The following is a 19,787-nucleotide window of genomic DNA, read 5'->3' as shown; positions in this document are numbered from 1 at the left end:
AATTATGTTTCACGTGAAACAAGATTAAAATGTTTAAAAAATATAATGTAATAGTTGTAGGTGCAGGTCATGCCGGATGCGAGGCGGCAGCTGGAGCGGCGAATCTAGGCTCTTCTGTCTTATTGGTCACTATGAACATGGGTACCATAGCACAAATGAGTTGCAACCCTGCTATGGGTGGTGTAGCAAAAGGACAAATTGTTAGAGAAATTGATGCTATGGGTGGTCAGTCTGGGATTATATCAGACAAAACCACTATACAGTTTAGAATGCTAAACAGATCCAAAGGGCCTGCAATGTGGTCTCCAAGAGCGCAAATTGATAGAATGCGTTTCGCAGAAGAATGGCGTTTAACTTTAGAACAAACACCAAATGTAGATTTTTGGCAAGACATGGTGTCAGCACTTATTGTTAAGGAAGGGAAAGCTTGCGGAGTGATTACGTCATTAGGAATAGAAATTGAAGCTGATGCTGTTGTTTTAACAAACGGAACATTCTTAAATGGAATTATTCATATCGGTGAAAAAAAGATGGGCGGAGGAAGAACTGCAGAAAGAGCAGCGACAGGAATTACAGAGCAACTGGTTGAATTAGGTTTTGAATCTGGTAGGATGAAAACTGGTACGCCGCCAAGAGTTGATGGAAGATCATTAGATTATTCTAAAATGGAAGAACAATGGGGCGATAGTGATGCTGGGAAATTCTCTTATACAGATACAACAATATCTAAAGAACAAAGGTGCTGCTGGATTACCTATACTAATTCTGAAGTACATGAGACTTTGAAAGAAGGTTTTGAAAAATCTCCAATGTTTACTGGCAGAATTAAAGGACTAGGACCGAGATATTGCCCTTCTATAGAAGATAAAATAAACAGATTTGCGGAAAGGGAAAGACATCAAATATTTGTAGAACCAGAAGGATGGAATACAGTAGAGATCTACGTAAACGGATTCTCAACATCTTTACCAGAAGACGTACAACAAAAAGCATTGAGGCAAATTCCTGGATTTGAAAATGCAAAAATGTTTAGACCTGGTTATGCCATCGAATATGATTTCTTCCCTCCTACTCAATTAAACTTAAGTTTAGAAACTAAACTTATTAATAACTTATACTTTGCCGGCCAAATAAACGGAACTACAGGTTATGAAGAAGCCGCTGCACAAGGTTTTGTTGCTGGTATTAATGCACATCAAAAAATAAATGGTAAAGAGGACTTAATTCTAAAAAGGTCTGAATCTTATATTGGTGTTTTAATTGATGATTTAGTAACTAAAGGAACAGAAGAGCCTTATAGAATGTTCACGTCTAGAGCAGAGCACCGTTTACTATTAAGACAGGACAATGCAGATGAACGATTAACGCCTATTGCTCATAAATTAGGCTTAGTTAATAATGAAAGATTAGAGAAAGTAAATCAAAAAATAGCAAACTCGTTAGCTATCATTCAACACGCAAAAGATGTTTCTGTTGATAAGGACATTGCAAACCCGTTATTAGAGCAGTTAGGAACTAGCACTATTACTCAAAATGCGAGAGTTCATAATTTATTGGGAAGACCACAAATTACCACAGACGACATTAGAAAAATGTCTGCAAAATTTGACGAATACTTAAATCAGTTTGATAGAGAAACCATTGAACAAGCAGAAATAAAAATAAAGTATGATAGCTATTTTGAGAAAGAATTAGAGATTATTGATAAAATGAAAAAGATGGAGGATAAAGAAATCAATTCAGAATTTAACTATCATTCCTTACAATCATTATCAAAAGAAGCTCGGGAAAAGCTAATGAAAATAAAACCAAGAACTTTAGGTCAGGCATCTAGAATTTCTGGAGTTACACCATCAGATATCTCAGTTTTAATGGTTCATATTAGCAGATAAATATAATTATTTGATAATCAATTGTTTGTAAATTTTAGATTTAAAGAAAGAAAAAATATTTTTAATCATAATATTCATAAAAACTAAAAAACTCTTTAAATCAAATAAAATTAAGCTTAAAAAGAAATTAGTGAAAAACACATATAATATAACCCTATTATTTTCAATTTTACTACTTGCAGCTTGCGCAAGTTTGCAAACTCCTGAAGGTGGACCAAGGGATACCACGGCTCCAGAAGTTTTGCAAGAAAAGCCTAGAAACTTAACAACAAATTTTAAAGAAGATAATATTCAAATAACTTTTGATGAATATTTTAAATTAAACAGTGAATTTACAGAAATATCAATTTCGCCGGCTCAAGAGATTCCTCCCCTATTCAAAATAAAACAAAAAAGCTTAATTATTGATTTTAAGGATTCATTAGAAACAAATACAACTTACACCATAAATTTTGGAAAAGCCATACAAGACGTTAATGAATCAAACACACTAAAAAACTATAGTTATGTTTTTGCAACAGGACCTGAATTAGACTCATTACAAATAAAAGGAAAGGTAATAAGTGCTTTAGATAATAAAGAAGTAAAGGACGTAACTGTTTTTATTTTGCCTATTAGCAGAGATTCTATTTTTGGGAAAAAGAAACCATCAATTTATACAATAACAGATAGTGCAGGTAATTTTAGTTTAAAAAACTTAAGAGAAGATACTTATAGAATTTATGCACTTCAAGAAACCGGATCTGATAGAATTTATAATTCTCCAAACGAAGAAATAGCATTTTTAAAAGATTCTATCAATTTAAATAAAGATACATCTGAGATAGTTTTAAAACTATTTAAAGAAATTCCAGAAGTATTTAGAACAACGGAACAAAAACTAGAGAATGATGGGAAAATAAGCTTGATATTCAATAAACCTATAAGCAAACCAAGCTTAACTTTTTTAGGAAATAATGAAATTAAGAACCCAATAATTGACTTTAGCAGCAAAGGTGATACCGTTGGTTTATGGTTAAGAGAAATTACTTTTGACTCTTTAAAAGTGGTTATAAATAGTGATAAAACACCTTTAGATACCATTACTTTTAGAAGAGGCAGTAAAGATGAATACAAAAGAACCATACTATTCAACAACAACCTATCAGATGGTAAAATTGCCCCTTTAAACCCACTAACACTTACCTTCAATTTACCAATTGCAAAAATAGACGAAAGTAAAATATCATTATATGTTGATTCTACTAAACTAAATGGATTACAGATAAAAAAATTACCTCCTTCAGAAAGAAAATACCAACTACAATACAATTGGCAGTTAAAAAAAGCTTACAACTTGGTTTTGGAGGATGGTGCCGTAACAGATATTTATGGTAATACAAACAAAAGTTTAAAATTAGCTTTTGAATTAGATGATGTGGAAGATTACGGAACATTAAGTTTAAAAGTTAGCAAAGCTGACAGTTCAAAAAACTACATTATTCAACTAACTACAGAAAAAGGGGATATTTATAAAGAAAGAAGAATTACCCAAAACACGACTTTAGAATTTAATTATATACCCACTGGTAAGTATTTTATAAAAGTTATTGAGGATATGAATAATAACGGCATATACGATACCGGAAACCTAAGGTTAAAATTGCAGCCAGAAAAAATTTATGTTTTTGATAAAGAAATACTAACAAGAGCAAACTGGGATAGAGAAGAAGCTATTGAAATACCCAAGGTCTTTTAAAATTTTATAAGTCCTAAACATACTTATTCTTGCCTAATTAATATGGTATTATTTGATTTAAATTTCAGATTCAACCATTTTTCAATCCTCTTTATATCAACTATATCCTTTGGTTTACTTCGTTGATAAAGTACCACAGTTACAACTTTCGAACTGTCTGTATTTTCGTTTTTTAAATGTCTACCAATTGATACGTTCTTAAGTTCCGGAAATAAAATAGAAATTTCTTTCAGTGCCTCAGAGTTGTCAATTTTGTACTCCCCAAGCTCCCTTTGCAATTTATTGATTACTATATCTTTTTCTGATATATTTTTATTCTGATTCCCTATTTCTGACAATATTTCGCTTTTTATATCATTTTCATCTTGTCTAATCACCAGTTTTGTTTCCAAAATCCCATACTGAGATAGTCTTTTCTGAAGTTTTATAATCTCGCTAACATTAAATTGCTTTGTCAAAAGTGCTAACTCAACTCTTTTTGGATTAGTGTCGTACATTACATTTTTATAAATAACAATATAACCGTTACTTGTAAATTCGTTATTTATAAATTCTTCTACTTTATGATTGTATTTTTTTTGATTTAAAAGTCTATATGCTAGATAAAAACTTGGAATGGTCATTACTAATATTAAACAGGTAATTCCTAATTTAATACGCTTTTCATACTTAGGATTTAAGCCTGATACCGGTTGGTATTTTAAAAATTTGATGATTAAAAAAGTAGAAAAACAGATAAAAAAACAATTTATAGAATACAAATAAAATGCACCTAAAAAAAAAGAAAAATTTCCTATCGCTAAACCATAACCAGCTGTACAGAGTGGTGGCATTAAAGCAGTAGCTATGGCAACGCCTGGAATTGGATTTCCTTTTTCAACCCTTGTGATTGCTATTACACCTACCAAACCACCAAAAAAAGCAATTAGAACATCATAAATATTAGGAGAGGTTCGAGCTAATATTTCTGATTGAGACTCCTAAAATGGACTCACTAAAAAATAAATAAAAGCCACACTCAAACTTACCAATGTTGCAATTAGTAAATTCTTTCCTGACTTCTTTAATAATTCAAAATCATAAATAGCTAAAGCAAAACCTGCACCTACTATAGGCCCCATAAGCGGCGAAATAAGCATTGCACCGATAATTACAGCAGTAGAGTTTACATTTAAGCCTACACAAGCAATAACAATAGCACATGCTAGTATCCATAAATTAGCACCTCTAAAAGAAATATTAGACTTTACATTTAATAAAACCTTCTCTCTTACATCCTCACCATTATGAAGATTAATAAAATCAAATACTTTAAAAAAATTCATACTTTATTTATGGTAACAATTACTTAAACCAACCAGCATACATCACATAATTATGAGGTAGTTTTTTTAATAATTCTCTTTGCTCCTCAGTAATAGGTTTAATTTTTTTTGCAGGAATACCTGCATACAGATATCCACTTTCGCAAATGGTATTTTCTAAAACAATAGCTCCTGCGGCAACAATTACAAACTCCTCTACTATAGCATTATCCATTACTATTGCACCCATACCCACTAAAACATTATTTTTTAAAGTACAACCATGCACCAAAGCATTATGTCCAATAGAAACATAAGAACCTATAGTAGTTGCAGCTTTTAAATAAGTTGCATGAATTACAGTCCCATCTTGTATATTGGTATAATCACCTATGGTAATGGTATTTACATCTCCACGGATGACCGTATTAAACCATACAGAACAATTTTTACCCATTATTACATCACCAACAATGGAAGCGTTTTCTGCAATAAAACAATCATCGCCCCAAACGGGAGCTTTATCTTTAACGGGGAGAATTAATGGCATATTATAAAATGGTATCTTTTAAAACTTCAGTATGTTTTGGGTAATCTGTTGTATAATGTAATCCCCTACTTTCTTTACGTTCTGTAGCAGATTTTATAACGATATATGAAACTTGGATTAAGTTACGCAACTCACATAATTTTACAGATAATTTTGTTTTTTTATAGAAATCCTCGGTTTCATCGTATAACAAACGTAAGCGTCTCATCGCTCTATCTAATCTAAAATCTGAACGAACAATACCTACATAATCGCTCATCATCTTTTGCATTTCTCTCACATTATGAATCACTAAAATATCTTCGTTAGAAAGTTGAGTGTCCTTATCGTTCCAATCAGGAATACCATCAGGTACAGAAAACTCACTTAATCTATCTTTAGAATCTAAATAAATACGATGTGCAAAAACCAGAGCTTCTAATAAAGAGTTAGAAGCTAACCTATTAGCGCCGTGTAAACCGGTAGAAGTAACTTCACCACATGCATATAAACCTTGTAAAGATGATTGTCCATTAGCATCAACCAAAACTCCACCACACATATAATGGCAAGCTGGAGTAACGGGTATCTTATCCTTTGTCATATCTAAACCAATAGATAAACATTTTGCGTAAATATTTGGAAAATGCGTTAAAATATCTGCTTTTTTACGATGAGTAATATCTAAATAAACAAAATCATCACCTGATTTCTTCATTTCATTATCAATTGCTCTGGCAACTATATCTCTTGGTGCAAGTGATCCTCTTTCATCATACTCATACATAAATTCCACACCATCTTTTCTTCTTAGAACACCTCCAAAACCTCTAACAGCCTCAGAAATTAAAAAGGATGGATATTCTCCTGGATTATATAAAGCTGTAGGATGAAATTGAATAAATTCCATATTTCTTACTTTCGCTTTCGCTCGATAAGCCATTGCAATACCATCACCAGTTGCGATAGTTGGGTTGGTAGTACTGCTATAAATATGCCCAGCACCACCAGCAGCTAATAGAGTTATTTTAGCTAAAAATTTTTCTATTTTACCTGTATTGCTATCCAAAGCATAAGCACCAAAACATTTTATATCATCAGATTGGCGAGTTACATGTTCTCCTAAATGATGCTGCGTAATTAAATCGACAACAAAAAAATGAGACAATAACTCGATATTTGGGTTTTCATGAATTTCTTGTAATAAGGCTCTCTCAATCTCAAAACCAGTAATATCTTTATAATGTAAAACACGATGCTCTGAATGTCCGCCCTCTTTAGCTAAATCGTAAACACCTCCTTTTGTTTTATCAAATTGAGTTCCGTAAGCAATAATTTCATTAATTCTATCTGGTCCTTCCTTAACAACAATTTCTACAATTTCTCTATTACACAAGCCATCGCCAGCAATTAAAGTATCAGAAATATGTTTTTCAAAAGAATCTTCCTCTTTATCAACAACTACAGCAACGCCGCCTTGGGCATACTTAGTGTTGGATTCATCTTCGTTTGATTTTGTAACTATCAGAACTTTACCATGTTTTGCTGCCTTAAGGGCAAAACTTAATCCCGCAATACCAGATCCAATAACTAAGTAATCAACATTCTTCATGTGTATAAAATAATATTCTTTAATTAACCTTTATTAAATGTTTATAAACTACATAAAGGTGTTAATTTTGTGTAAACAAATAATGAAAAGTTTTAATTTTTGTTAACAACCTATTGTTTTACTAAAATACAATTTATTTGTGAGCTAAAACATCACACAAAAAATAGAAGTAACTAACGTTTTTAAATTTTAAACCATTAACGGTATAAAAATTAAATATTTAAATTGCTAATATAAAGGTCGCTGATAATCAATATCTTAATATAAATCTATTGTTAACAACTTGTTAGCATTTAGTAAATACTAATATATCAAAAGAAAAAAGACATAACTTATACACTATACTAACACCTTAATAAATAATAGTACCTTATTTATATAAAAATTGTTTGTTATTAGAAAAGTGGAAAAAGCTAAATTTTGATTTTATACATTTGAGGAACGAAATGAATACAGCAGAAGAAATAAATTTAAAAGGTTTTGTTGATGAATACATTGACCCAACCTTAGATCTATTTGTAGAAATAGATAAACTAAAGAAAGAAAAGAATGCAGTTATATTAGCGCATTACTATCAAGAATCTGATATACAAGATATTGCAGATTATATTGGTGATAGTTTAGGCTTATCACAAGAAGCTGCTAAAACTGATGCCAGTATGATAGTTTTTGCAGGTGTGCATTTTATGGCCGAAACAGCAAAGATTTTATCGCCAGATAAAAAAGTTTTATTACCTGATAGTAAAGCAGGATGTTCATTATCTGACAGCTGTCCTCCACATTTATTTAAAAAGTTTAAAGAAAAATATCCAGATCATTTGGTAATTACTTATGTGAACTGCACTGCAGAGCTAAAAGCTATGAGTGATATTGTTTGTACATCTAGCAATGCGGTTCAAATTGTAAACAGCTTACCAAAAGACCAAAAAATTATATTTGGACCTGATAAAAATTTAGGTGCTTATGTGATAAAGAAAACTGGGCGTGATATGGTTTTGTGGAATGGTGCATGTATGGTTCACGAGATATTTGCTCGTGAAAAAATTAGCAAATTAAGGCAACGTCATCCAGAAGCTAAGTTTATAGCACATCCCGAATGTGAAGAAGCAATTTTAGAAATAGCAGATTATATAGGTTCTACCACAGGTTTGTTAAATTATACAAAGAACAACCCTGCTACATCTTTTATAGTTGCTACAGAGTCAGGTATTATTCACCAAATGGAAAAGAGCAGTCCTGATAAAACTTTTATCCCTGCCCCACCAAATAATGCTTGTGCATGTAATGACTGCCCGCACATGAAGCGTAATACTTTAGAAAAATTGTATTTGTGCTTAAAAAATGAATTACCAGAAGTTGATGTTTCACGTGAAATTATTGATAGAGCAAGAAAACCTATTGAAAGGATGTTAGAAATATCTGCTAGGTTGGGGTTGTAAATTTCTCAATAAACAACCTTTAATACACACAGAATTATTAATTGAACTTAAAACCAATTCAGTAATAAACTTGATTTAATAATGATAATAAAAAATGCCTTTTTAATTTATAAAAAGGCATTTTTTATTATCAAATTTGTAGCTAACATAAATGAAATAAGCTTTAATAAAGGTTTATTTATAAACAATAAATTAATTAAACATACAGCAAAATTTTTAGCTGTGCTATAAAAAACAAAATGACAACGGATACATTAGCTATCAAGGTAACAAAAGCCACCACATCAAAACTATCAACTGTAGATTTTGATAATCTTCCTTTCGGAAAAACATTTTCTGACCACATGCTTACCGCAACTTATGCAGATGGCGAGTGGAAAGATTTTGAAATTTTACCTTTCGGAGAAATTGGTTTAAGTCCGGCTATATCTGCTTTACATTACGGACAAGCTTTTTTTGAAGGCTTAAAAGCTTATAAGCATGACGATAGTAAAATTTCTGTTTTCCGGCCAGATCAAAACGCAAAAAGGTTTAATAAATCTGCGGAGCGTTTATGTATGCCAGAGCTACCTACAGAACTTTTTATACAAAGCATTGCAGCACTGGTTGATGTTGACAGGGCTTGGGTACCCAGTAAAAAAGATTACACCTTATACATTCGCCCATTTATGTTTGCTACCGATCCTTATTTGGGTGTAGCACCATCAACAACTTATAAGTTTATGGTGTTGTTAGGGCCAACCGGTCCATATTTTTCTAAAAATTTAAGAGTAAAAATAGAAACCGAATATACAAGAGCTGCTGAAGGTGGTTTTGGTTATGCAAAAGCTGCTGGTAATTATGCAGGTTCTTTATTGCCTGCTAAAAAAGCAGCAGAACAAGGTTTTGATCAATTAATTTGGACAGATGCCAAAACCCACGAATATGTAGAAGAAATGGGTGCTGCAAACGTAATGTTTGTAATTAATGGAAAATTAATTACTCCGTTAACTAGAGACACTATTTTAAACGGTGTAACCAGAGGAAGTATTTTGCAATTAGCAAAAGATGCAGGTATTGAAGTGGAAGAACGTAGAGTTTCTGTTTCAGAAATTGTAACCGCAGTAGATAATGGTACTTGTACCGATATATTTGGCGCTGGCACTGCTGCTACTATAGCTCAAGTTTCAGAGCTTGTACACGAAGGAAAAACCTATACCTTACCAAATCCTGCTGAAAGTGTTTTTGCAAACACGATGCGTAAAACATTAGATGATATTAAATACGGAAGAGTGGAGGATGTTAAAGGTTGGAATCTGATGATTTAAAATAGTCCATTTATAATTATTTACAACACAAAAAAAGGTCTCGAAATTAAATTTCGAGACCTTTTTTTTAAGGATTATTTTTTGTTTTAAGCTTCAAAAATTACTCAACAATACTTACTTTAATCATGTTAGTTTTTCCTTTTTTCTCAATAGGAATAGCTGCTGTATTGATAATAATATCGCCAGATTCGATAATTTTTTCAGCTTTCAAAATTTTATTTACCTCGCTAATAGTTTGGTCAGTACTTTCAAATTTATCGTAGTAAAAGCCTTTTACACCCCACAATAAACTCAAAGTGTTTAATAAATTATTATTAGATGTAAAAATGAAAGTTCCGGCTTTTGGTCTGTGAGCACAAATTTGGAAAGCTGTGTAACCAGAAGACGTCATAGCTACAATACCTGCTGCGTTAGTTTTTTCTGCTAGAAACACTGCAGAACTACATACAGCATCCGTCATATAAGTTGCAGAAGTTTCATCAAATTCTTTCGCTTTATAGTAAGGGTAAGAAGTATCTTCAACATGGCGTACAATTTTGCTCATGGTTTCAATTACTATTAACGGAAACTCACCAACAGAAGTTTCGCCACTTAACATTACAGCATCCGCACCATCTAAAACTGAGTTTGCAACATCATTAACCTCTGCTCTAGTTGGGCGTGGAGTGGTAATCATACTCTCTAACATTTGAGTAGCAACAATTACAGGTTTAGAAGCCTTATTACATTTATGAGCAATCATTTTCTGTAAAACTGGTACTTCTTCTAAAGGCATTTCAACACCTAAATCTCCACGGGCAACCATTACGCCATCTGTAACCTCAATAATTGCATCAATATTATCAATTGCTTCTGGTTTTTCAATTTTAGCAATAACTCTAGAAGTTTTTCCGCTACGACTAATGATACGCTTTAAATCAATAATATCTTCGGCAGTACGCACAAAAGATAAACCAATCCATTCAATATCATTTGCTAAAGCAAAATCTAAATTAATTAAGTCTTCTTCTGTTAAAGATGGGATAGAAACCTTTGTATTTGGTAAATTTACACCTTTACGGCTAGTTAAAACTCCACCATGTACAACCTCACAAATTACAGTATCTTTTCTGTTGGTTTCAATTACTTTTAACTGCAATTTTCCATCATCTAATAAAATTACCTCACCAGCTTTAACATCTTGTGGAAAAGTTTCGTAAGTAATGTAAATTTGGTTATCGTCACCAATACATTCTTTTGTAGTTATTTTAACTTGTGCGCCATTAATTAAATTAACACCACCGTCTTTTACCAAGCCAATTCTAATTTTAGGGCCTTGTAAATCGGCAAGAATACCAACGTTGGTTTTATATTTTCTATTAATTTCTCTAATGGTATTAATTGCTTCTTGATGATCTTCTGCTTTACCATGAGAAAAATTTAAACGGCAAACATCTACACCAGCCTTAATCATTGATAATAAAACGTCTTTGTTTGATGATGCAGGACCAAGAGTTGCAACAATCTTGGTTTTTTTTTGAACAATTTTCATATATTTTTTAATTCTTTAGTTCTAGAGATATTGGATATTTCTAATTCATTAACTACCAAAAGTAGTGTATTTTTCACACTAACTCAAATTGCAATTAAAAAAGTAAATTATCTTTAGATTTTATGATTTTAGGATTTATTTCTACAACAGCCTGTATTTCTTTAATTTTCTTTAATTGTGATATAAAAAGATCAAAGTCTTCTTCATCAATAAATTCTTTTATTATGATAAAAAAATCAACCTCCTTCATTTCGGGTATTAAATATCCATCTAAACCTTTATTAGCTATAAAATTGAATTCACACTCGGTATTTTCAGGAAAATATAAATATCTTGAAAAATAATTTTTAGGCTTGTTTTTAAGTTCAATTTCTAGGTCTTCATCTTTTCTAAAGTCGGTTTCTGTAAATTTATTAATCACAAAACATAGCCTGTAATCCTTCAATGGAGACGTTATTGCAATCAATTTGAAGTCAAAATCGAATTCTAACTCTAATAATTTTTTATTCAAAATAATAAAGGTTAATTTCGGTGTTTATAAACCAGTTTAAGTAAAATATTGAGCCGCAAATTTAAAGCAAAAACAAAAAGGTTTGATATTTGAAAGAATTTATTTTTCTTTGCACAGAATTTTTAACCCTTAATTATAAGTATTATGTCTGATATCGCTTCAAGAGTAAAAGCAATTATCGTTGAAAAACTAGGTGTAGACGAAGGTGAAGTAACACCAGAGGCTTCTTTCACTAACGATTTAGGTGCTGACTCATTAGACACCGTTGAATTGATCATGGAATTTGAGAAAGAATTTAACGTGGCTATCCCAGATGATCAAGCAGAAAACATCAGCACTGTTGGTCAAGCTATCGCTTACTTGGAAAAAAATGTAAAGTAATTATTGCTTAATTGAATAAATGGAGCTTAAAAGAGTTGTTGTTACAGGATTAGGGGCGCTTACTCCCATTGGTAAAACCGTTCCAGAATACTGGGATGGATTAGTAAATGGAGTAAGCGGTGCTGCTCTTATGACCCGTTTTGATACTGAAAAATTCAAAACGAAGTTTGCATGTGAAGTGAAAAACTTTGTTGCTGAGGATTATTTAGAGAAAAAAGAAGCTCGAAAAATAGACCCATTTGTTCAATATGCTTTAGTTGCTACTGCGGAAGCAGTAAAAGATGCAGGCTTAGACTTTGAAAAATTAAACACCAATAGAATTGGTGTGATTTGGGGTTCTGGTATTGGCGGATTGAAAACATTTTTAGATGAAATTATGGAGTTTGCCAAAGGCGATGGAACGCCTAGGTTAAACCCATTTTTTATTCCTAAAATGATAATTGACATTGCGCCAGGTCATATTTCTATGAAGTATGGTTTACGAGGACCTAATTTTTCTTGTGTATCTGCTTGTGCTTCATCAACAAATGCATTAATTGATGCTTTTACTTACATTAGATTAGGTAGAGCAGATATGATTGTATCTGGTGGTTCTGAGGCTATTTTAAATGAAGCCGGAATTGGCGGCTTTAACGCAATGCATGCGCTATCTACAAGAAATGATGATCCACAAACTGCATCACGCCCATTTGACAAAGACAGAGATGGCTTTGTAGCTGGTGAAGGTGCCGGAACAATTATTTTAGAAGAATTAGAACACGCAAAAGCTCGTGGAGCAAAAATTTATGCAGAAATAGTAGGTGGAGGCATGAGTGCCGATGCTAACCATATTACTGCGCCACACCCAGAAGGTTTGGGTGCTAAATTAGTAATGCAATCTGCATTAGAAGATGCAGGTTTAAAAACTACCGACATTGACTACATTAATGTTCATGGTACTTCTACCCCATTAGGAGACATTAGCGAGACAACAGCAATTGTTAATTTATTTGGCGAACATGCTTATAAAGTAAACATAAGCTCAACAAAATCTATGACAGGCCATTTATTAGGTGCTGCTGGTGCAATTGAGTCTATTGCTTGTATTTTAGCTTTACAAAATGGAATAATTCCACCAACTATTAATCACTTTACAGACGACCCTGCAATTGATCCTAAATTGAACTTAACGTTTAATAAGGCTCAAAAAAGAGAAATTAAATACGCCCTTTCAAATACTTTTGGTTTTGGCGGACATAATGCTTCTGTAATATTTAAAAAGTTTGAAGAGTAATAGCTGCATTTTGCTTGTCTTACATTCAAATTTGTACCATAGCGATTAATTATTTGAATGCCTCTATCAAGAATTTATAAGCTTCATCTTTCACCAGATCGTAAGTACGTAAAGGCACTAAAAAATTTATTGGGCTTTGTGCCTGGTAATTTATCTTTATACAAAATGGCTTTTAGGCATAGGTCTATGGCGTTGGTTTTAAAGAATGGTGCTAAAAGTAGTAACGAAAGGTTAGAGTTTTTAGGAGATGCAGTATTAGGTTCTGTAGTTGCAGAAGTTCTTTTTAAATTATACCCTTACAAAGAAGAAGGCTTTTTAACAGAAATGCGCTCTAAAATAGTGCGTAGGGCAAACCTTAATCAATTAGGTAGAAAGTTAGGTTTTCAAGAACTAGTTGAGTTTGATGCTAAAACGGTTAACGTAAGTTCAAAGCAAAGTTCTTTATTAGGCGATGCTTTTGAAGCTTTAATTGGCGCAATTTACCTTGATAAAGGCTATAACTTTACCAAAGATTTTTTAGCAGAAAGAATTATTAAACCCCACATTGATATTCACACATTAGAACTCACAGAAACAAATTTTAAAAGTAAATTAATTGAATGGTGCCAACGCCATTCAAAAGATATTTCTTTTGAACCTATGGCCAACCCTGATGGCGATAGCGCTAAGCTTTTTACAGTACAAGTTACTATTGACGGTGAGGCAATGGCAAGTGGTACAGATTACAGTAAAAAGAATGCAGAAAAATTTGCAGCAGAGAAAACCTGCGAGCAATTGGGCATATAGTATAGATCTAATTATTTAATTGCTTCGGTTTAAATTAATTGCAGGACAGTTAAGGTTAAAAACCAAAGTGCTTTGCAGCTGCCAAAATACCTAAACTGGGGGGCAGCGGCAGCTTTTTGGTTGCGTAGGAATTTGAGCGAATTGCGCAAAAACTATAGCGGAAAACCAGACTGCATTAACCTATGAAAAGCTAACCTTATTTTTCAAAAACTAACTTTCTTCTAAGTCTTTTTTCACCTTTCTTTTCACAAGTATTTTGCCTTTTTCACTTTCTTCCTGGTTGCGGGTATCATGTACATTGTCTGTAACGCTAAACAAGTGTTCTTTTTCTTTTTCACTTTTATAAACCGCAACTTCTTCGGTGTGTTGCAATGCAACATCGTAGGGGCCTCTATCACTCATCAGCTTCACAAAAACAGGTAGGCACTCTAATAGGATAAACAGAAAAGAGATAAAAGAAATTGCTAAATAAGTATCTACATCACGGGTGCCATCTGGGTTAAAAGATAGCTGACCCAAAGCATAATTTCTATCGGCAAAACCGGCTATATTAGATAGGCTATCCAATTGTTTTTCGTTAAATAATTTGGTACTATTTAAACCTTCAATTTCTTTACGGGTATTAATTATTTTCTCTATCTGAGAAAGTTCTGAACGTACTTGCTCTAAACGCTGTTGTTTTTGTGTTACCACAGCTTCCTTTTGTTTAGCGTAAGTGCCGTAGCCAGTAACTCCGCTGGTTTGGTTGGTTTTATCACCAAAAACTTCTTGATTTAAAATATAGCGAGAACGGTTGATGTCTTTTTCTAAAGAATCTTTCTCTGTCTTTAAATCTAAAGACTTTGCTAGTTCTAAGTTATACTTATTGGTAAAAGCTTTATTTAAGGTATCAATTTTTGAACGTTGTCCGTTTAGGTAGCTTGTTTTTAATTTTTGCCTTATCTCCTTATCAAAAATTTTGAGCTCTAATGGTCTTGAGATTACAATACCTATCATAATGGCTAGCAAAATACGTGGCAAAGCTTGTAATACTTGGTGGTTGGTGCTACCCGTTTTTTTGATGCTGGCAACAATGTACCTATCCATATTAAAAATGGCTAAACCCCAAATTAATCCAAAAAAGATGGCGAAAAAACCCGCGGCTGTGCTACCAGAAAAAACAAAGTACATGGCATACCCGCCAGATAAACATGCAAATAATGCAGTGAAAAATATGGTTGCACCAATACCTACATATTTATTATGTTCTGTAGGGTGGTTTTTTAAAGTTGTTATGTGTGCGCCAGAGCAAAACCAAAAAAAATCGGTTATTTTTTTCATATTATATTTATGGTAATTATTGTAAATACAAGTTCTAATTTTTAATTAAGCACTTAATTAGAGCAATTGTATTCTATCAACAAAGAACGTAATTTATTTCAAGTTCATATCTACTGTAATCAATTTTGATGTTTATAAAAATCTACGTGGTTTTGGGTATATAACTTTGGGAATTAAGCTATATTTTTAGGCCAAGAAATAAAAGATTATTGCTGTAAATGCAATTGTTTGTGGTGCGGTTGCAACTTTGGTTGCAGCCGCTTTTTTATGCAATAAAAAAACCGAATCTGCTAGGATTCGGCTTTTTATTAAGTGATTTTGAAATTCTATTTCAGATCATTTAAGAAAGCAGACATGTGAAAATCAATGAATTTACTTGCTGCCATATAAACTCCATCATTAAACTTTTTAGGTTCAACCGGAATCACTTTGGTTGTAGTAGATTTGTTGTCTCTTACGGAAAAGTAAGTGCCATACATGGTTGATACACCTTGCGAAAGTCCTCCTGTAGCAAAACTTTGTATCTTTTCATCAGCTATCACACCTTGTATATAAAGCGGTTTACTTAAACTACCTACATAACTAGTTGTTGATGATAAACCCATTTTACCATGGTAAAAACTAACTTCGCTATTTACAATATCAACTGTATTCTGACCTTTAAATTTCACTAATGATTTGCTGTCATCAGTCATAATAATTCCTTCATTTGCAGCCAAACGTAAGTTAGTTTTAATTTTAATATTAACTCCATTCCCTTGAAATGCATTTTTATCTTCTACAAATAATACGGTAATATCTACTTTAGAAATTATTGCATCATCTAACTCTTTAGACAGTTTAGGGAATAAAAATTGGCTATTCCCCATAAATCCTCCAGATTTTTCTTTCCCAGATTTAGCTACTTTTTTTACAAAATATTTATAACCAGTTGGAGCGGTAGCCATTGTACCCGGTAGCTGCGCTAAACTTACTTTACCGCCATCAATTATTTCATATTCACTATATGTTTCTGTTTTTGCAGCATCTTCTGCTGTTAATATTTGTAATCCAGATGCTTTAATTTTCGAAACGTAATCATTATACAATTTATCTGTTATTTGTTGCACATCTTTTTCTGTTAAACCTTCTAAACCTACAGAAGCTTCTGCCATTGCATCACCTCTCATTCCGCCACCTAAGGTAGATCCTCCTTGCTTAAACTTTTGCTTTTCGTTGTAAATTTGATAGTTAACAGAGAAATCAGAGATATAGATTTTCTTGGCATTCTTTGCTTTTTTTACACCAAATGACATATCATTAGGTTTGAACTCGCTCAAACTCTGAGCTTGAATTGATGAAACAAAGGCAGTTGCAATTGCAATCATTATTAATTTTCTAATTTTCATAATTCGCGTTTTTTTTGATTGTGGTATACTGTAAAAATAAAACCTAATAACAGCTTACAAATACCCATTTTTACTGATTTTTAAAATAGTTTATCAAAAAACTTGCAACACAAATAGGCTTAATCAAGCTTTACCTACAAATTTGATTTCTTATCTGAATTAACTTTCATCTTAAAACATAATCTCTTAAATTTGGAAATAAACAATTAAAACGATGGAAGAAAAATTTGACTATCAAAAGTACAACTGGCTATACTATGTTATAGGCTTAGTTTGTGGTGTTTTAAGCGGTTGGGCTGTTGAAGGGCATATCATTACTGGTGCAATTTTAGGTGTGTTAACTGGCGGGCTGTTTCAGTTCTTGATTAACAAAAGCCGTGAGCATCAAGCCTAAGCAAGAGCTTCCTCCTTTTATAAAAAACTGGAACCAGTTTTACATACTTGTGGTATGTTGGCTGGTTTTTCTTGTTTTTATATTTAACCTCATTACAAATTATTTTTCATGAGTTGGATAGACTGGGTTGTATTAACCTGCACCATATTGTTTATCGTAGTTTACGGAATTTACAAAAGTAGAGGAAGCAAAAACATAGATTCTTATCTTTTAGGAGACAGATCTTTACCTTGGTACCATGTTGGGCTATCTGTAATGGCTACCCAAGCCAGTGCAATCACCTTTTTATCTGCCCCTGGCCTGGCATATTCAGACGGAATGCGCTTTGTACAGTTTTACTTTGGCTTGCCCTTAGCCATGATTATTTTGTGCGTTACCTTTGTGCCCATATATCATAAACTCAGAGTTTATACCGCTTACGAGTTTTTAGAACAACGTTTTGATTTGAAAACCAGGGCATTTACCGCCTTTTTATTTTTAATACAACGAGGCTTATCTACTGGCATTACCATTTATGCTCCCTCCATAATATTATCAACCATTTTAGATATTAATAGCACTTATACAACACTTTTTATTGGCAGTGTAGTGATACTTTACACTGTATATGGTGGCACAAAAGCAGTTTCTTATACCCAAATGCTACAAATGAGCATTATTTTTTGTGGGATGTTTTTAGCTGGATTTATGGTGGTGAAACTTTTGCCAGATAGCGTTGGCTTTACCAAAGCATTAGCCATTGCTGGTAAAATGGATAAAATGAATGTGATAGATTGGAAGTTTGATTTAAATAACCGTTACACCGTTTGGACAGGGATTATTGGTGGTTTATTTCTTCAACTTTCTTATTTTGGTACAGATCAATCACAGGTTGGGCGCTATTTAACGGGAAGTTCTGTAGGGCAAAGCCGTATGGGTTTATTGATGAATGCCATGCTTAAAATACCAATGCAGTTTTTAATTTTACTAATTGGTGTTTTAGTTTTTACATTTTATCAATACCAAAAACCACCTGTTTTTTTTAATACTTATGAGCTTAACAAAATAGAAAACTCCAGTTACGCTGCCGAATTTAAAGATAGAGCGCAAGATTTTGATTTGGCTTTCGCCGATAAGAATTTAAAAGTAATTGCTCTTGAAAACGCATTAAACAATGAACAAGGAATTACCGAAGCAAGTACAGCTGTTAAAAATGCGAATGAAAACCTAAAGCAAAAAAGAGCGGATGCTTTGGCTGTAATGAAGAAAAATGATAAAGATGCCGATTTGGATGACACCAATTATATCTTTTTAAGTTTTGTTACCAAATACTTACCAAAAGGCTTAATAGGGTTGTTAATTGCTATTGTCTGTATGGCATCAATGGGCTCTACAGCTAGCGCATTAAATTCTTTGGCGTCAACAACATCTGTAGATATTTACAAACGCTTAATTAACAAAACGGGTACAGATTTAAAATACCTAAATATTAGCAAGTTAACTACTTTGTTTTGGGGTGTAATTAGTGTGGGCATGGCATTATTTGCCAGTAAATTGGGTAATTTATTAGAAGCCGTTAATATCTTGGGTTCATTATTTTACGGAACCATTTTAGGCATATTTTTAGTAGCATTTTACTTTAAAGCCATTGGCGCTAAAGCTGTATTTTATGCTGCTATAGCTACAGAAATATTAGTTTTTATAGCTTATAAATATGATTGGATGGCGTACTTATGGCTTAACCTATTTGGCTGTGTTTTAGTAATTGTAATTGGATTTTTATTACAAGCTATTTTTAAACCAACAGAAAATATTAAAATTGAAAAACAAGATTAAAAGAACTTTCAGAGTATCAAAATACATTATCTATAAAGAGACCATGGTTGATTATAGGGAAAAGTTTTGGTCTTTTATAGGTGCATTTATTGGCATAGGTTTAATTGCTTACCTTCAAACCCTGTTTTTAACAAAAGAAGAAAATATATTTTTAATAGGCTCTTTTGGGGCATCCAGCGTTTTAATTTACGGTAATATTGAAAGTCCGTTAGCACAGCCTCGTAATTTAGTGGGCGGGCATTTAGTTTCTGCTTTGGTTGGCGTTACCGTTGCATACTTTATTCCAGATATTATTTACCTAACTGCGCCTTTGGCTGTTGCTTTTTCTATTGTGCTAATGCAATATACCAAAACATTGCATCCACCAGGTGGTGCAACGGCTTTAATTGCCGTCATCGGTTCAGAAAAAATTAAGCTATTAGGCTACTTATATGTTCTATCTCCGGTATTAACTGGTTCACTTATATTGTTAATTACTGCATTGGTGTTTAACAATATAACCCCAAACAGAAAATACCCAAACGGAAGTAGATTTTCACGGTATTTTAAAAGAAGTTAAGCGTTATA

Annotated in this window: 16 protein-coding genes and 1 pseudogene; 10 read left to right on the top strand and 7 right to left on the bottom strand. The window is 32.7% G+C overall.

Annotation, left to right across the window (positions count from 1 at the left end):
* Positions 1 to 29: 29 nt before the first annotated feature.
* Both mnmG and ACFSSE_RS14895 read left to right on the top strand, forming a co-directional pair.
* Positions 30 to 1,892 carry a tRNA uridine-5-carboxymethylaminomethyl(34) synthesis enzyme MnmG gene (mnmG, locus tag ACFSSE_RS14900; RefSeq protein WP_379048092.1) on the top strand — a complete coding sequence of 621 codons (1,863 nt, stop codon included), beginning with the start codon at positions 30 to 32 and terminating at the stop codon, positions 1,890 to 1,892.
* A gap of 130 nt (positions 1,893 to 2,022) precedes the next feature.
* Positions 2,023 to 3,630, top strand: a complete 1,608-nt coding sequence (locus tag ACFSSE_RS14895) for an Ig-like domain-containing domain (protein ID WP_379048089.1) — start codon at positions 2,023 to 2,025, stop codon at positions 3,628 to 3,630.
* Positions 3,631 to 3,653: 23 nt separating this feature from the next.
* Here the strand turns inward: ACFSSE_RS14895 and ACFSSE_RS14890 are convergent.
* The 3 genes and pseudogenes from ACFSSE_RS14890 to nadB form a co-directional block, all read right to left on the bottom strand.
* Positions 3,654 to 4,769: pseudogene (locus ACFSSE_RS14890) on the bottom strand (DUF389 domain-containing protein).
* A 205-nt stretch (positions 4,770 to 4,974) separates the two neighbouring features.
* Positions 4,975 to 5,484, bottom strand: a complete 510-nt coding sequence (locus ACFSSE_RS14885; RefSeq protein ID WP_379048086.1) for a gamma carbonic anhydrase family protein — start codon at positions 5,482 to 5,484, stop codon at positions 4,975 to 4,977.
* A 1-nt stretch (position 5,485) separates the two neighbouring features.
* The gene (gene nadB, locus ACFSSE_RS14880) at positions 5,486 to 7,075 is read right to left on the bottom strand and encodes an L-aspartate oxidase (protein WP_379048083.1); all 1,590 of its coding nucleotides are present in this window, start codon (positions 7,073 to 7,075) and stop codon (positions 5,486 to 5,488) included.
* Between the two features lie 446 nt (positions 7,076 to 7,521).
* On the opposite strand from nadB, the gene nadA reads away from it, so the two are divergent.
* Together nadA and ACFSSE_RS14870 are read left to right on the top strand one after the other, a co-directional pair.
* Positions 7,522 to 8,514 (top strand): quinolinate synthase NadA, encoded by a 993-nt coding sequence (nadA, locus tag ACFSSE_RS14875; RefSeq protein WP_379048080.1) that lies wholly within the window; start codon positions 7,522 to 7,524, stop codon positions 8,512 to 8,514.
* Between the two features lie 239 nt (positions 8,515 to 8,753).
* Positions 8,754 to 9,821 (top strand): branched-chain amino acid aminotransferase, encoded by a 1,068-nt coding sequence (locus ACFSSE_RS14870; RefSeq protein WP_379048077.1) that lies wholly within the window; start codon positions 8,754 to 8,756, stop codon positions 9,819 to 9,821.
* Positions 9,822 to 9,921: 100 nt separating this feature from the next.
* Here ACFSSE_RS14870 and pyk read toward each other — a convergent pair whose 3' ends face one another.
* Positions 9,922 to 11,352 carry a pyruvate kinase gene (gene pyk, locus ACFSSE_RS14865; protein ID WP_379048075.1) on the bottom strand — a complete coding sequence of 477 codons (1,431 nt, stop codon included), beginning with the start codon at positions 11,350 to 11,352 and terminating at the stop codon, positions 9,922 to 9,924.
* A gap of 94 nt (positions 11,353 to 11,446) precedes the next feature.
* Positions 11,447 to 11,863 (bottom strand): IPExxxVDY family protein, encoded by a 417-nt coding sequence (locus ACFSSE_RS14860; protein WP_379048072.1) that lies wholly within the window; start codon positions 11,861 to 11,863, stop codon positions 11,447 to 11,449.
* 144 nt (positions 11,864 to 12,007) lie between these two features.
* On the opposite strand from ACFSSE_RS14860, the gene ACFSSE_RS14855 reads away from it, so the two are divergent.
* Genes ACFSSE_RS14855 through rnc form a run of 3 tightly spaced genes read left to right on the top strand, consistent with a single transcriptional unit; the run spans position 12,008 to position 14,303 of the window.
* Positions 12,008 to 12,244 carry an acyl carrier protein gene (locus ACFSSE_RS14855; RefSeq protein ID WP_379048069.1) on the top strand — a complete coding sequence of 79 codons (237 nt, stop codon included), beginning with the start codon at positions 12,008 to 12,010 and terminating at the stop codon, positions 12,242 to 12,244.
* Between the two features lie 19 nt (positions 12,245 to 12,263).
* Positions 12,264 to 13,517, top strand: coding sequence for a beta-ketoacyl-ACP synthase II (gene fabF, locus ACFSSE_RS14850; RefSeq protein WP_379048066.1), 1,254 nt, complete (start codon positions 12,264 to 12,266; stop codon positions 13,515 to 13,517).
* 57 nt (positions 13,518 to 13,574) lie between these two features.
* Entirely contained in the window at positions 13,575 to 14,303 is a 729-nt protein-coding gene (gene rnc / locus ACFSSE_RS14845; protein ID WP_379048063.1) for a ribonuclease III, read from the top strand.
* Between the two features lie 210 nt (positions 14,304 to 14,513).
* Here rnc and ACFSSE_RS14840 read toward each other — a convergent pair whose 3' ends face one another.
* Together ACFSSE_RS14840 and ACFSSE_RS14835 are read right to left on the bottom strand one after the other, a co-directional pair.
* Positions 14,514 to 15,623 (bottom strand): DUF4407 domain-containing protein, encoded by a 1,110-nt coding sequence (locus tag ACFSSE_RS14840; RefSeq protein ID WP_379048060.1) that lies wholly within the window; start codon positions 15,621 to 15,623, stop codon positions 14,514 to 14,516.
* A gap of 326 nt (positions 15,624 to 15,949) precedes the next feature.
* On the bottom strand, positions 15,950 to 17,011 hold the full coding sequence (locus tag ACFSSE_RS14835; RefSeq protein ID WP_379048057.1) for a hypothetical protein: 1,062 nt from the start codon (positions 17,009 to 17,011) through the stop codon (positions 15,950 to 15,952).
* A gap of 214 nt (positions 17,012 to 17,225) precedes the next feature.
* Here ACFSSE_RS14835 and ACFSSE_RS14830 point away from each other — a divergent pair, with 214 nt between their 5' ends.
* The 3 genes from ACFSSE_RS14830 to ACFSSE_RS14820 all read left to right on the top strand — a co-directional run bounded on the left by ACFSSE_RS14830 (position 17,226) and on the right by ACFSSE_RS14820 (position 19,779).
* Entirely contained in the window at positions 17,226 to 17,405 is a 180-nt protein-coding gene (locus ACFSSE_RS14830; protein ID WP_379048054.1) for a hypothetical protein, read from the top strand.
* Positions 17,406 to 17,513: 108 nt separating this feature from the next.
* Positions 17,514 to 19,220 carry a sodium:solute symporter gene (locus ACFSSE_RS14825; protein ID WP_379048051.1) on the top strand — a complete coding sequence of 569 codons (1,707 nt, stop codon included), beginning with the start codon at positions 17,514 to 17,516 and terminating at the stop codon, positions 19,218 to 19,220.
* Positions 19,204 to 19,779, top strand: a complete 576-nt coding sequence (locus tag ACFSSE_RS14820; protein ID WP_379048048.1) for an HPP family protein — start codon at positions 19,204 to 19,206, stop codon at positions 19,777 to 19,779. The genes ACFSSE_RS14825 and ACFSSE_RS14820 overlap by 17 nt, the downstream gene beginning before the upstream one ends.
* Positions 19,780 to 19,787: the final 8 nt, after the last annotated feature.

The sequence above is a fragment of the Pedobacter alpinus genome (genome assembly GCF_042684645.1).
Lineage (GTDB): Bacteria > Bacteroidota > Bacteroidia > Sphingobacteriales > Sphingobacteriaceae > Pseudopedobacter > Pseudopedobacter alpinus.
The sequence above is the reverse complement of the archived record's forward strand: the minus strand, read 5'-3'. Positions and strand labels throughout refer to the sequence as shown.

Bases quoted from the DNA above. Each gene is read 5' to 3' on its own strand.
- mnmG (WP_379048092.1), top strand. From the start codon at position 30: ATGTTTAAAAAATATAATGTAATAGTTGTAGGTGCAGGTCATGCCGGA.
- ACFSSE_RS14835 (WP_379048057.1), bottom strand. From the start codon at position 17,011: ATGAAAATTAGAAAATTAATAATGATTGCAATTGCAACTGCCTTTGTT.
- ACFSSE_RS14825 (WP_379048051.1), top strand. From the start codon at position 17,514: ATGAGTTGGATAGACTGGGTTGTATTAACCTGCACCATATTGTTTATC.
- fabF (WP_379048066.1), top strand. From the start codon at position 12,264: ATGGAGCTTAAAAGAGTTGTTGTTACAGGATTAGGGGCGCTTACTCCC.
- nadB (WP_379048083.1), bottom strand. From the start codon at position 7,075: ATGAAGAATGTTGATTACTTAGTTATTGGATCTGGTATTGCGGGATTA.
- ACFSSE_RS14855 (WP_379048069.1), top strand. From the start codon at position 12,008: ATGTCTGATATCGCTTCAAGAGTAAAAGCAATTATCGTTGAAAAACTA.
- ACFSSE_RS14840 (WP_379048060.1), bottom strand. From the start codon at position 15,623: ATGAAAAAAATAACCGATTTTTTTTGGTTTTGCTCTGGCGCACACATA.
- nadA (WP_379048080.1), top strand. From the start codon at position 7,522: ATGAATACAGCAGAAGAAATAAATTTAAAAGGTTTTGTTGATGAATAC.
- pyk (WP_379048075.1), bottom strand. From the start codon at position 11,352: ATGAAAATTGTTCAAAAAAAAACCAAGATTGTTGCAACTCTTGGTCCT.
- ACFSSE_RS14885 (WP_379048086.1), bottom strand. From the start codon at position 5,484: ATGCCATTAATTCTCCCCGTTAAAGATAAAGCTCCCGTTTGGGGCGAT.
- ACFSSE_RS14830 (WP_379048054.1), top strand. From the start codon at position 17,226: ATGGAAGAAAAATTTGACTATCAAAAGTACAACTGGCTATACTATGTT.
- rnc (WP_379048063.1), top strand. From the start codon at position 13,575: ATGCCTCTATCAAGAATTTATAAGCTTCATCTTTCACCAGATCGTAAG.
- ACFSSE_RS14870 (WP_379048077.1), top strand. From the start codon at position 8,754: ATGACAACGGATACATTAGCTATCAAGGTAACAAAAGCCACCACATCA.